The organism is Pediococcus sp. AC40 (assembly GCF_030252485.1).
In the GTDB taxonomy this organism is placed as follows: Bacteria; Bacillota; Bacilli; order Lactobacillales; family Lactobacillaceae; genus Pediococcus; species Pediococcus acidilactici.
Genome location: NZ_CP127012.1, coordinates 628,102 through 641,054, shown reverse-complemented (window position 1 = coordinate 641,054; position 12,953 = coordinate 628,102). Strand labels below are relative to the sequence as shown.

The 12,953-nt window shown below is 44.8% G+C and carries 14 protein-coding genes and 1 riboswitch; of the genes, 1 reads left to right on the top strand and 13 read right to left on the bottom strand.

Annotated features, from left to right (window positions below; translation table 11 throughout):
• Positions 1-10 precede the first annotated feature (10 nt).
• The 12 genes from NL111_RS03055 to thiM all read right to left on the bottom strand — a co-directional run bounded on the left by NL111_RS03055 (position 11) and on the right by thiM (position 11,209).
• The gene (locus NL111_RS03055; protein WP_285110447.1) at positions 11-793 is read right to left on the bottom strand and encodes a DUF4422 domain-containing protein; all 783 of its coding nucleotides are present in this window, start codon (positions 791-793) and stop codon (positions 11-13) included.
• Between the two features lie 19 nt (positions 794-812).
• The gene (locus tag NL111_RS03050) at positions 813-1,478 is read right to left on the bottom strand and encodes a sugar transferase (RefSeq protein ID WP_058120745.1); all 666 of its coding nucleotides are present in this window, start codon (positions 1,476-1,478) and stop codon (positions 813-815) included.
• A gap of 1 nt (position 1,479) precedes the next feature.
• The gene (locus NL111_RS03045; RefSeq protein ID WP_285110446.1) at positions 1,480-2,268 is read right to left on the bottom strand and encodes a tyrosine-protein phosphatase; all 789 of its coding nucleotides are present in this window, start codon (positions 2,266-2,268) and stop codon (positions 1,480-1,482) included.
• A gap of 2 nt (positions 2,269-2,270) precedes the next feature.
• Positions 2,271-3,005 carry a CpsD/CapB family tyrosine-protein kinase gene (locus NL111_RS03040; RefSeq protein WP_285110445.1) on the bottom strand — a complete coding sequence of 245 codons (735 nt, stop codon included), beginning with the start codon at positions 3,003-3,005 and terminating at the stop codon, positions 2,271-2,273.
• A gap of 9 nt (positions 3,006-3,014) precedes the next feature.
• Positions 3,015-3,794, bottom strand: coding sequence for a YveK family protein (locus NL111_RS03035; protein WP_285110444.1), 780 nt, complete (start codon positions 3,792-3,794; stop codon positions 3,015-3,017).
• Positions 3,795-3,809: 15 nt separating this feature from the next.
• Positions 3,810-4,931, bottom strand: a complete 1,122-nt coding sequence (locus NL111_RS03030) for a serine hydrolase domain-containing protein (protein ID WP_285110443.1) — start codon at positions 4,929-4,931, stop codon at positions 3,810-3,812.
• A gap of 326 nt (positions 4,932-5,257) precedes the next feature.
• Positions 5,258-5,971: a matrixin family metalloprotease gene (locus NL111_RS03025; protein ID WP_005917527.1), complete on the bottom strand. Its 714-nt coding sequence runs from the start codon at positions 5,969-5,971 to the stop codon at positions 5,258-5,260.
• Positions 5,972-6,107: 136 nt separating this feature from the next.
• Positions 6,108-7,862 carry a DNA helicase RecQ gene (recQ, locus tag NL111_RS03020; protein ID WP_285110442.1) on the bottom strand — a complete coding sequence of 585 codons (1,755 nt, stop codon included), beginning with the start codon at positions 7,860-7,862 and terminating at the stop codon, positions 6,108-6,110.
• A 396-nt stretch (positions 7,863-8,258) separates the two neighbouring features.
• Positions 8,259-8,936: a thiaminase II gene (gene tenA / locus NL111_RS03015; RefSeq protein WP_285110441.1), complete on the bottom strand. Its 678-nt coding sequence runs from the start codon at positions 8,934-8,936 to the stop codon at positions 8,259-8,261.
• Complete coding sequence (gene thiE / locus NL111_RS03010; protein WP_285110440.1) at positions 8,918-9,598, bottom strand: thiamine phosphate synthase; 681 nt, start codon at positions 9,596-9,598, stop codon at positions 8,918-8,920. Before thiE ends, tenA begins: the two co-directional genes overlap by 19 nt.
• Positions 9,588-10,418 (bottom strand): bifunctional hydroxymethylpyrimidine kinase/phosphomethylpyrimidine kinase, encoded by an 831-nt coding sequence (thiD, locus tag NL111_RS03005; protein ID WP_002831227.1) that lies wholly within the window; start codon positions 10,416-10,418, stop codon positions 9,588-9,590. The genes thiE and thiD overlap by 11 nt, the downstream gene beginning before the upstream one ends.
• Entirely contained in the window at positions 10,415-11,209 is a 795-nt protein-coding gene (gene thiM, locus NL111_RS03000) for a hydroxyethylthiazole kinase (RefSeq protein WP_002831226.1), read from the bottom strand. The genes thiD and thiM overlap by 4 nt, the downstream gene beginning before the upstream one ends.
• Before the next feature lie 145 nt (positions 11,210-11,354).
• A riboswitch (TPP riboswitch) is annotated at positions 11,355-11,460 on the bottom strand.
• 143 nt (positions 11,461-11,603) lie between these two features.
• On the opposite strand from thiM, the gene NL111_RS02995 reads away from it, so the two are divergent.
• The gene (locus NL111_RS02995; protein WP_285110439.1) at positions 11,604-11,828 is read left to right on the top strand and encodes a CsbD family protein; all 225 of its coding nucleotides are present in this window, start codon (positions 11,604-11,606) and stop codon (positions 11,826-11,828) included.
• Between the two features lie 320 nt (positions 11,829-12,148).
• Here NL111_RS02995 and NL111_RS02990 read toward each other — a convergent pair whose 3' ends face one another.
• Complete coding sequence (locus NL111_RS02990; protein ID WP_002829843.1) at positions 12,149-12,748, bottom strand: lytic polysaccharide monooxygenase auxiliary activity family 9 protein; 600 nt, start codon at positions 12,746-12,748, stop codon at positions 12,149-12,151.
• Positions 12,749-12,953 lie beyond the last annotated feature (205 nt).

Here is a 12,953-nt window from a genome sequence, read left to right as displayed (position 1 = left end):
ATTATATCCATCAAAAATGTGTTCTTTTATCATTCGCATTCACTATGAATTTCCTCTTTAGAAAATTGAAGACCTTAGCAGCCAGCCTTCTATTCCCAATTTGTATCCAATTATTTTCTATATATTTTATATTATTCGTTTTCACCCATACATCTAGTAAAAGCTCGGAAATGTAGCCAAAGACTCTAGCTTCTTGAACTGAAAAACCACTTATATCTATTCTTCCTTCGAGTTTAAATAAAATATCAAATAGCCAGTTTGAGTATTCATCAAAAATGTTCTTTTTCATAATAAACATATTAAACATATGAGCAGATCTCTGGCTCATAAGCTTATCAAAGGACTTTAAATATTTAGGATAGTATTGTTGAATAATTTTTCTTGTCTCATCAAGTGGTTCTTTATGATGAGAATGTATATAGTGTGAATAGATAGTTTCAATGTAATACCTACGTTTTTTGGGTAATATAACTTCTGAACCTTCTAATAGCTTCTCCACATCATCCTTGCTAAGTACATTTTCAAGATTACGCTTTTTGTTTCTACTAAATAAGCGTCGATAATGTACAAGTCCAATAGCATCTGCATCTAAATTTTTCCATGCCCAATAGATTGCGGTTAATTCATTATAATTAGGATTTTTTATAGAAATGTTTTTCCCCACATCATCTCTTTGGTAATCTATCCCTACAGTATAATTTTTAGTTGCTCCCACTAGGATAGGCAGATATAGTTCTCTATCTTTAGGCATTGGAAACTTTTTATGAGCTGCAACCAGTATTTTTATATTCACAAACATCCATCCTTATAATTTAATATGCTCCATTTGGCTTGAAAATTATCGCAACTGTTCTGAATAAAATGCTAATATCAAATAGAATCCCACTATTTTCAATATAATTCAGATCCAGTTCCACCATCCCATCAAAATCCACATCATTTCGACCGCTAACTTGCCATAATCCTGTGCAACCAGGTTTTACGGCTAGTCGTTGACGATCATACTCTGAATATTCCGCAACTTCCCGTTCCAGCGGTGGACGCGGGCCAACTAAGGTCATGTCACCAACCAAAACGTTCCATAATTGTGGGAGTTCATCCAAACTATGTTTGCGCGTGAACCTCCCCACCCTAGTAATTCGGGGATCGTGTTTCATTTTGAACATGGCCCCATCGACCTCATTTTTTTCGAGTAAATCTTCAAGCTTTTTATCAGCATCGACGATCATTGATCTAAATTTATACATTTTAAAAGGCCGCTGACCTTTTCCCAACCTTATTTGTGAATAAAAAATTGGTCCCCGATCTTCGGCCTTAATTGCTAGGCTAATTATTAAAAATAATGGGGATAACAAAATTAAACCTGCACCACTTGCAATGATGTCTATTGCTCGCTTAAAAAAATGATAAATAAAACGTCGATTTTGATATTGCTCATCAATCACAATTTTTTTATTTTCTGTCATTTTAATCTCCATTTTAGAACAACCAGAACCTCTTTTTCTTTCTTTTTTTAACTTCCGATACGTGCAGGATATCGTCCGTAGCAATCGAGTCCCCATTTACGATTGCCTTTGCGTTGTAGTTAAAACTTGTTGCCTTTCTTTCAGTAGTTTTCTTCGTTAACTTATTAAATGCGTCCCGCATTAAGAACCGACGCCCCTTAAAATTATGGGCGTCGGACGCAAAGATAAAACCTAAGTTGGCGTCAATGAAGCGTTGCGTCAGCTCTTCGACGCGATTGCCAAATACGCCTAGGTAGCTGCTACTGGTTAGTTGCGATAAGCAACCCATTTCGATGAAATCGTATAACCGATCCGGATTCTTTTGAAATCCGTGATTTCGTTCAGGATGGGCCAGCACCGGAGTGATCCCCCGGGCAATTAGCTCAAAGACCATGTCTTCTGCGTACTCTGGAATTCCGCTGTGCGGAAATTCGAGCAACAGATACTTACCCGCTTCATCCATAAATAAGATATCGTCTTGGTCAATTGCGTCTAACAATTCACCAGTCAAATGCACTTCTTGCCCGGGAAAAACCGTCAACGGAATACCCGCTTTGTCTAATTCAGCTTGAAAAGCATTTGTTTTTGCAATAACGTCTTTTTTATGATTGGTGTACATTCCGTCCATGTGATGCGGCGTTAATAAAACGTGTGAAATTCCTTGATTAACCGCTTCGCGCGCCATGTCGAGCGCCATCGGTAGGTCTTTCGCACCGTCGTCAACCCCTGGCAGAATGTGACAATGTAAATCAATTAACCCCATGATTACTTATCATCCGTTCCATAATAACCACCGTAATAGCCACCATAGTAACCCGTTGATTTTTCAGCAGATGCACGGTTCAAAATGGCACCCAAAATGTTTGCCTGAACCGTTTCGAGCATTTGTTTAGCATGCCGAACGCCCGCTTTATCCGCGATTCCTTGAGGCACTACTAAAACTGTCCCATCCGCACGTGCAGCCAAAACTTGTGCGTCGGTAACCGTATTGACGGGCGGTGCATCGATAATAACCAAGTCAAACTTAGTGGTGAGCACCCCTAAAAGGTTAACCATCTTAGGTGAACCTAAAAGTTCAGATGGGTTAGGTGGAATTGGACCACTGGGCATTACGGAAAGATTTTCTACTACCGTACTGTGAATTGCGTCATACAAGCTACCAGTGCCAGCCAATAGGTTACTTAAACCGATCGCGTTGCTGGTCCGGAAAGTCCGGTGCACGGTGGGTCGGCGCATATCCGCGTCGACGATTAGAACACTTTTGCCTTGGTCAGCCCAAGTTACCGCCACGTTGTTGCTAACGGTCGATTTGCCTTCAGACGGTGCCGAAGAGGTAAAGACAATCGATTTTAATTGCTTATCCACTGACGAGAATTGGATGTTCGTCCGCACCGTCCGGAATTGTTCCGCAATTGTGGAAGTAGGATCATTATAGGTAATCAATCCGACCCCATTTTTTAGACTTTCATTATCTAACTTTGGTTTCTTCTTAAAAAACATGCTTATCACCTAGACCCTTCTACGCATTCTAGTTTCGCCATCTTCACGGTTATTGCCACCAATCTTAGGTGCAATTTTTCGTCGAATTTCGTCATCGTCAATTTCGCTAATGATTCCAAGCCCCTTCAAACCGAGTTCCTCAGTAAGGAATTCTTCTGAAGTAACCGTCCGGTCGCTAAATTCACGTAAGAACGCCAATCCAACCCCGAGCAAGAAACCAATTACGATTCCAGCCGCGATATTAAGTTTTGTCCGTGGACTAACCGGATCATCGTCTGGCGCGGCTTTAGAAACAATCGAAACGTTGTTGATGCTCATGATCTTTACAACTTTACGCTTGAAGACCTTAGCAGTTTCGTTTGCCATCTTAGCTGCCGTATTCGGGTTAGTGCTTTTGGCATTAATCGAGAAAACTTGGGAGTTTTGTTGACTACTGATTGAAATGGAGCTCTTTAGGTTATCAACGCCGCTCTTGTAACCCGGAAGACCGGTTAATTTTTCGTCCGCCTCACGTAGAACCGTTGGACTAGTAATAATATCTTTATATGTATTAATCATTTGCACATCGGCTTGGGTTTGTTGTAATTGTGCGCCCGCCATGTCATCCGACAGCTTTCGATTAACCAAGATTTGAGTAGTTGCGCTGTACTTAGGCGTCATCACAAAGAACGTCATTAGCGCAGCCAATAAAGTAATAATAAACGTGCTAGCAAAAATTAATCCAATATGTTTTCGAAGTATGGCTAAGATTTGGCCAATACTAATCTGTTGTGTTTCTGCAGTTTCCATGAAATCCTCCGAAAGTTATCTTAAGTAGTCAAACATATTTGTTGAAATTGATGCGAGATTATCTTCCCCATTAACGTAATTACTAAATAGGAAGGTTCCCGTTTGGTCCTTCAAGTTCCATTCCACACGGTTACGCCCGCCCGCAATTGATTGGGCAAGGCTCAGTGAGTTTCCATCAACTGAAAAGCCCGCTGCGTGGTCGTCCTTAGCATCCTTGAAAACTTTGTCCAAGGTTGCCGGAGCAACGTAATCACTATTGAAGAGATAATTGAAGAGCTGCGCCATGTCGCTAGGCGAACTAACTAGCTGATCTTTACCAAGGCGGTTGATTGCTTTAGTGTCCAAGTCGTCCACCGAAACCTTCGTGCCGTTGAGCGAATCGCCACTCTCGTAGTAGTCAACCGTCTTATTCTTCAAACCAAACGTGGTCTGATCAAGTTCGAGCTGATCCAGCAAGTCTTGAATGACCGACCGGTAACTTTGGCCGGTCACCTTTTGAATAATTGCTGCTTGTAAAATAGTGTTAACTCTTGAATCCGAATATGTACCTTCACTTGCTGAATCGTACGCAGCGTCCGCGTTGACCTTCTTAATCAAATCCTTTGCCGAGCCGGTCGCCGAAAAGTCAGCGGCTGACAGCCCCGAAGTCTGATTCATGACTTCCTTAACGGTGATTAAGTCCGCACCGGCAACGTCCTTATCGTATTTCGACAGCTTGTCGTTTAACTTCACCTTGCCAGTGTCAATCAAGTGCATGATGACCGCGTTATTGACCACGTCTTGTATTTTCCCCATCACAAAACGACTATCTCGTGTCATCGTAATTTTATTTGCGTGGTTGCCGTAGCCACGCGAACTAACGAGAATTTTCTTACCTGTATTTAATGCTGCTGAACCATTATACTCGCCGTTGTTTAAAATCGAATCGAGGTTAGCGCTCTTCGATACTTTAAGCAAATCGGACGAAGATGATGTGGTACCTGAACTACTTGCGGAGTCGGATTTTGACCCCGTGTACTTTTCGATAAAGTGCGTAGCTAGAGAATCCTTATTGACTAAGGTCAACCCAAAGCCGGCGCCCGCGAAGACGACTAAAGACCCTACTGTAACCCCTAACCACGTTAGCGTTTTTTTCATACAGTATCTCTCCATTTTCAATAAGTCACAATTTAATCTATCATTTAACAGGGTAAGTTTCAACTGAATCGCACCCAGTCGGGTACAACGTCACTTAATTTACTTGGTTTTGTAACTCCGTTGTAATCTTTTGTAACAAAAATAAAGTGCGCAGTTGTCGTCTTAAACTAGTTCACTTGGCACCTCGCAACCTACTCCCTGAGCTAGTTTAGACAACGATAGCCATTATACACAAAAAACGACTGGAAGAACATATCCAGTCGTTTATCGATTGCGCAAAAACCCCTTTAAATCAAGGGTTAAGTCTCTTAGAATTTTCTTGCTAACTACTCGTTTTCATCCGTTTGCTTCCCATAAATCGAGCGCAAGCCGTTCAAGTCCTCTTCACTTAAGCCTTGCTGTCCCCGGTCAATCGGATACATGATTGAGGTCAAACTTTGGCTGTGGTCTAACCCTAACGCATGCCCCAGTTCGTGAAGCGCGACCGATTGAGAAATCGAGCGGTTATAATAAATGTTTAGTTTTGCCGAGGCGTGGTTAGCAATCCGGCTAACGACCCCCTGTTGTTCAATCACGTCGGGGCCGCCCACCCCTAGTTCAATAGTTCGGTCTTGGTTTTCTGGCATGGCCTTTTGGTAAACGCCGAGCGTCACGTGGTTAAGCCAATTGTGCATCGGTCCGGGTTCCAGATCCACGATTCCCGTCTGGTTGTACTGCTTGATTGCTTGTTGAAAGACCTTCTGAACGTTTTCTGGCGTATTCGGCGCGAAACTGTAGTAATAGGTCTTCGACAAATTCTTTCCCTTCACTACCGACTCAACCGGGGTTGCTTTCCCGCTCGCCTGATCCGCCTTAGTCGCTTTATTCTGGTTAAAGTTCCAGTTGGAATCAATCACCGAATCTAAGCTGGTCGCCACTTTATTAATTCCCGTACGGAAGGTTTGCTGAACGCCGGCAGGAATCGTCACCACGTCGCTTTTAATCAACCACGCCGCAATCCCGAAAATCAAAAGCCATCCCCAAAATGTTCTAAAACGCAAAAAGCATCCTCCTAGCGCGATTAGTTTAAGTTAAATAACGCATCGCTTTCCAATCCGATTGAAGATTTTTACCTTCTTGTATTTTAAAACGATTTAGGTCCTAACTAACCAAAAATTGCCTCACCTTTATAAAAAACTAAGCTTCTTGGTAATTTTGCAATACTTTGAGGAACTGTTCGCCATACTTGGCTAATTTATTTTCCCCAATTCCCTTAACGTCTAACATTTCATCCAACGTTTCCGGTAGCACCGCGCACATGTCGCGGAGGGTTTTATCAGAAAAGATTACAAATGGCGGAACGTGTTGTTCTTCGGCTAAATCACGCCGCAACTGACGCAACTCTTCAAACAAGGCGTCGTTAGTTGGCAATGATTTTTCGGCTCTGACCGCCACTTTGCGGGTTACCCGCTGCTTACCACGCAAAATATCTAGCCCAGCCGCAGTATTTTTCAAGACGGGATACTGGCCACCTTCCATCGCGATTATTCCCGAAGCAACTAGGTAATCGATCAACTCGGTAACTTGCTTTTTGGTCTTTTGCTTCATTAGACCGTACGTCGATAACTTTTCAAAATGAAACTGCTTGACGCGCTGGTTTTGCGAACCGGTCAATACGAGTGCCACCATTTCTTTTCCAAACCGCTCGCCCATCCGGTGCATGCACGACAAAACTTGTTGAGTTTCAATGGTGATGTCTTGTGCTTCGCGAGTGTCTAAACAGTTCCCGCAGTATCCACAATCCGGATCATCTTCGTGGAAATAATTTAAAATGTAGCGTTGCAAACACATCTGAGTGTTGCCATACTGACTCATTGCCTGGAGCTTCTGGTATTCGACTTCCTTACTTTCCTCATCCCGTTCCGAACTTTCAATGTAATAATGTTGAATTTGCACGTCCCGCAACTTATATAGCAGGATTGCTTCACTAGGCAGTCCATCCCGACCGGCGCGTCCCGCTTCTTGGTAATACGCTTCAATGCTGCCAGGAATCTGGTCATGGATAACAAAACGGACGTTACTCTTGTCAATTCCCATCCCAAACGCGTTAGTGGCAATCATCACCGGCACCCGGTCGAAAAGAAAGTCCTCTTGGTTCTGGCGTCGCTCCGCCTTACTAAGTTGTCCGTGATACATCGTCACGTTGAACTTTTTCTTAGTTAAAATTCGATGTAGACGCTCCACTTCCTTAACCGTGCTGGCGTAGATGATTCCGGACTGGTCCTGGTTTAACTTGAGGTAGTCCATTAAGAAACGGTTGCTATCCTGGTTCTTAACCACTTTAAACGCCAAGTTTTCACGCGCAAAGCCAGTTTGAACCTGTTCGGTAATTCCTAAACGTTCCTTGATGTCCGTGGCCACCCGCGGAGTCGCCGTTGCCGTCAGTGCAATAATCGTCGGTCGAGTTGGCAAATGTTGCACTAGGTCGGTTAGGTTTAGGTAACTGGGCCGAAAATCATGGCCCCATTGTGAAATACAGTGGGCCTCGTCAATTGCCAATAGATCGATCGGTAAGGAAGCCAGCTGGTCAAAGTAGTCGGAATCTAACCGTTCTGGCGAAATGTACAACAATTTCACCTGCCGATTACGTGCGGCCGCAAAGCGTTCGTTAATTTCCATGTAATCTAACGTACTATTAATGAAGGTTGCGGGAATGCCGTTGTCCACCAAGGTATCGACCTGATCCTTCATTAGCGAAATGAGCGGTGAAACCACGAGGGTCAATCCCGATTGCATGAGGGCCGGAATTTGGTAGCAAAGCGACTTACCGCCCCCGGTGGGCATGATTGCCAAGACGTTTTGCCGGTGAAGCACGGCGTCAATGACGCGCGCTTGCCCCGGTCGAAAGGTGTCGTAGCCAAAGTTAGATTTTAAAACGGTTTGTGGATCCATCGAATGCCTCTTTCTTTTTGTTGATAGTAGTTAAGTATAGTATGAATGATGAGAGAGTGAAAGCCCTCGGGTAAGGATCGAGGATTAACGTAAACCAGCCATTAATCGTGGGTTTGACGATTGATGGCTGGTTTGGGTTAACCGCAGAGCCTTGAGGGCTGAAACTCGTTTTCGATTGAGAGAACGGAAGTCACTGGGTAATCTTTGAGGATTAGTTTAATTTTGGAATTAATCGCGGGTTGGGCGGTTAATTCCAAAATTAGACTAACCGGAGAAGATTGGTGGCTGGAGTTCATTTTGGCTATGCCACAGAGAACGCCCCCCACCAAAAAAGGCGGAAATCCGCAACGCATGATTTCCGCCTTCATCTTGAAGTATGCTAGTTTTAAAGTCTTTTTATTTCCACCGATACTTCCAATCCTTTTGTGAATACGCCTGTTCCCAAAAATCATACTCTAATTCACAACTACGCAAAAAGCGGTGGGTAATTTCTTCTTTGCGCTGGGCACTTAATTTAGACGCGGCCTCGTCCAGCATCGCAAATAACTGGGTAACCGAATCGTCGCCAGCACCTTCTTCGTCACCTTGGTAGAATTCAATCCACGGCAAGAAGGGGGTGTCAGGTGCGGCGTTTTCCACAATCGCTTGGCTGATTTCATTGTACGTCCACGGGCACGGCAACACGACCGCTGCAATGTCTAACAAATCTCCTTCGCGAACCGCCGTGAATAAATGCTCCGTGTACAACGCAGTTAATGGCCGGGGTTCAGCGTGCTGGTGCTCGGCTAATTCAATGCCGGCGATGTCGCATAAAATCTGGTGGGCCGCCGACTCATCCGCAAGTGAATATTGAATTTGTTCGCTGAAAAAACGCATCCGTTCCTTGGTTTGACTTTTCACCAACGCACCGGCAAAAACCTTCGCAAAGGTGTTCAAAAAACAGGTATCCTGCTCCACGTAAACCGCTAAGGCTGCACTTGGAACTTTGCCCGCCTGAATCCCCTGCACAAACGGATGCTGTTGAATGTCGTGTAAAATTGGTTGGGCAGCTTGCTTTATTTCTTCGGAGAACATGCTGCACCTCCTGCTTGGGCGACCGTGGCTTTAATTCCAGCAATTTGCTGAGCAGGATCGGTCATTTGAATAAACATGCTGATGGCCGCAATTCCGGCCGCGCCAGTTGCCACCGTTTCAGCAACCCGTTTCAGTGTAATACCACCGATCGCAACTACCGGAAATTTACTCATCTGGACTAATTCACGTAATTTATCCACTCCTAGGGCATTCCCAGCATCGGCTTTGGAGTTAGTTTCGTAGACGGTTCCGGTTCCCAAGTAGTCTACGCCGTTCAACTGGTTGGCAGCGGTGATTTGCGCCGCGGTATTGCACGAAAGCCCCACGATCATTCGGTCGCCGACTCGTTCTAAGACTGAGGTAATCCGTTCGTCTTTTTGTCCGACGTGAATCCCCTCCGCCCCCACGGCCAACGCTAAATCTACGTCGTCATCAATAAACAACGGTATCTGATATTTCTGGGTAATTTGGTGACAAGCTCGAGCTAGTTCGACCACTTCGTCACGACTAGCGGTTTTCACCGCCCCTTTGTTACGAAATTGAAAAGCGGTGGCGCCGGCTTGCACAATTCGTTCCACCGTCGGTAAGAAGTCCGCCTTGCTAGCTACGTCCTGGGTGCCGGCAATAAAGTAGGCTTGTAGCATGGTTGGATTAAATTTCATTTTCAACCTCCCGATATGCCCAGTGGTTCAACGGGCCGTGCCCGTGTCCCACCTGAATTCCGTCACTAATCGCGGCGTTAATAAAGGCTTTGCCAATTTGTAGGGCTTGTTTTAAAGATTTGCCCTTCGCAATTTCCGACACGATCACTGATGAAATCGTGTCGCCAGTGCCGTGGGTGTTGCTGGTTTCATAACGAGGACTAGCTAACTCTAACTCGCTACCGTCCGCGAACAGAACGTAATCGCGACTTTCCGTTGGTTCACTAAAATGGCCGCCCTTAATCAAAACGTTTTGCGCGCCCAGTTCCTGCAAACGGGCAGCAGCCGCTTTAGCATCTGCATTATTTTTAATCGGCATTCCCGCTAATTTTTCAGCTTCGGGGAGGTTCGGGGTAATTAGATAAGCCAACGGCAACAACCGGGTCCGCACCGCTTCGATGGCTTCGTCGCTCAGTAGTTTCGCGCCGCCCTTTGCAATCATCACCGGATCCACCACTAAAGGTCCAAAATCATACTTTTGATAGTTTTCCACAACCGCGTCAACAACTGCCGAATTAGCCAGCATCCCCGTTTTCGCAGCCTTAATATCTAAATCTTCGGCCAGCGCCGCAAACTGGTGGTCGATAATGTGGCGCGGCATCACCGCCACGTCGGTCACTCCAAGCGTATTTTGAGCGGTCACCGCGACCACTACGCAGGTTCCAAAAACCTGGCGTTCCTGCATCGTTTTCAAATCCGCTTGAATTCCAGCTCCTCCGCCGCTATCCGTTCCGGCAATCGTTAAAACTTGCGCTGGCTTTTTTGTATCCATGCTAATCATTCCTCAACTTTCATTCTTTCTTCAACTTGGGCAACCGTGATGTTTGCTAATTCATCCATCAGTCCGCTCAAAAAACTTCCTGGCAAATACTGGTCGTGCAATTTTTCGGTAATCCGTTCACCGGCGCACGACAAGGTCAAGCTTGCGTTAATCGCCGCCTGCAACGGGTTCGGTCCGACTGCACAAAACGCGGCTGCTAAACTCGAAAGCAAATCTCCCGAACCCACCACCGCCGGCAAAAGTCGGGTTTGGTTGTGAATCTCGACCACCCGGGTTCCATCACTAATGTAGTCGGTTGCCCCACTCGCGATCACCACGTTATGGTACTTTTGTGCGCAAGCTTTCACCACTTGATGTGCGTCCCCTTCGCCATTTCCCGCGTCAATTCCGCGGGTTTGCCAATCAATTCCCGCTAATACCGCAATTTCGCCTAAATTACCACGAATTACGTCGAACTGATACTTTTTCAACAACCGGAAGTTTAATTGCTGCCGGTACTGAGTTGCCCCGACCGCTACCGGATCCAAAACGAGCGGTTTTTGTTGGTCGTTAGCCGCTTGGCACAACGTTTCGATGTCTGCCCAGCCTTCTCGACGCACTGCTCCAAGGTTAATGGTCACCGCGGACGCCAAGCGGACCAGTTCTTCGGCTTCGCTTTCCTCTTCGCTCATAATTGGGGAAGCCCCCACCGCGTTTAACCCGTTCGCTACTAAAAACGGGGTCACGAAATTAGCATAGTTCACCACCACCGGGTTAACCTCCCGAATTCGCTTAATTCCTTGTAAATCCATTTGATCAGCTCCTCATTCATATCTCCACCAAGCGGTGTACCGAAGGCGGTCGCTACCAGCGAACCATCGCTGTAGATTGACGACCGCATTTCCTAACATCCTCCATCGGCAACCAACAAAAAAACCACCCTTGAGAAGGATGGTTTTCGCCCAATAAACACTTTCCTTCGCAAGTATCAACTTACAGGTTCAAAGGGATCACGCTGCACAAGCGCATCTCAGTTCTTCTACGAACACCCCTAGTGTAGATATTATTTTATTTGAATATGAATTCGGTTTCATAATACGCCTTTTAACTCCCTTGCACAAGTCCGTGAGCATATAAATTCACTTTTAAGGGCGCCCCCTGCTAAAATAAAGATGTACCAAAAATATTCAAAGGGGGATAATATTTATGGATAAAGACAGAATGGAAAACACTAAGGACAAAGTTGCAGGTAAAGTACACGAAGGTGCTGGTAAGTTAACTGGCGACAAGAAGGAAGAAAGCAAAGGCAAAGCGCAAAACATGGCGGGCAAAGTTAAAGACAAACTTGCTGACGTAAAGGATTCCGCTGCCGGCGCAATGGAAGAATTAAAGGAAAAGTTAGACAAGAAAGACGATAAAGATCACGAATAATTAAAAAACCGCGCTTGCGGTTTTTTGTTTGGCCTAATCACATAGCTGGAAACTAACTCCTACCAGCCCATTATTCTAGAGTCCCTTCTCCCAATTCAATTTTCTACATACATCAATGAAGCGTTTTTTCTAGTTGTACTCAATCCCTCGAATAAAAAAGGTTAAAATATTTAGAATGATAGAATCAACCGCACTAAGGAATTGGTTTACTCCAACATAACAAAATCCCCATCAATCACCTAAACCATGATTAATGGGGTTTTATTAATGCTCACAAACTATCCGACTTTGGTCCCACTGTTTGTAACATCTTCCATGAATTATTGAATATTAACGTCTGAAACTTGATAAAAGGCATTTGCTGTATTAGCAATATTCCATACGCTTAGGATCACGTGGTATCCTTTTTGGTCCGGAATGTTGACCTTGTGCGTTACTTCGGTTCCTGGGGTTGCCCCGTGATCATCAAAACTAGCAATTTTCTTGAAATCACTGAATTTTAACGGTTTGTTCGGGTCCCAGCCTGGTTTGGTAATGTAGTAATCCCACGTACTTGTACTGTGAGGAGCGGTTAGATGCCAGGTAACATCAAGTGGCCCACTCTTAATTGGGGTCTTGTACCAACGATCGGCAGTTTGCTCGTCTAATTGAGAAAACTTGGAAATCCCCGCACTCGCAATTTTACCATCGATAAAGGTATTTTTCGGTGCTTCGATGCTTTGCGGTTCGTACATTACCGGACCAATATTTTCGTTCAATGGTTTACCAGGAAACTGGCTGCTTCCTAAATAGGCTCGACCACCAGGATTAGTAACAAATCCGTGGGCAGAAGCCTTGATTGCGCCTAATCCTAACACAACAACTACAATACTAGCAACAACTAAAACGTAACGAATAAATCGGTTACTTGACTTTACCATAATACATCCCTCCTTATGTCTATAAGATAACATGATAAAAAAATCTGTTCTACAAAAACGCTTACACAAATAGAATGCCGGTATTCGTTAACGGCCTTCGTAGTTGATGCCGATCAGACTCGTTCCCCTACATAATAATGTCCTTTAAAAATCTTTCCAGGATAAAGAAAGCTTTAAATCCCTCACATTTCACATCCGATACACT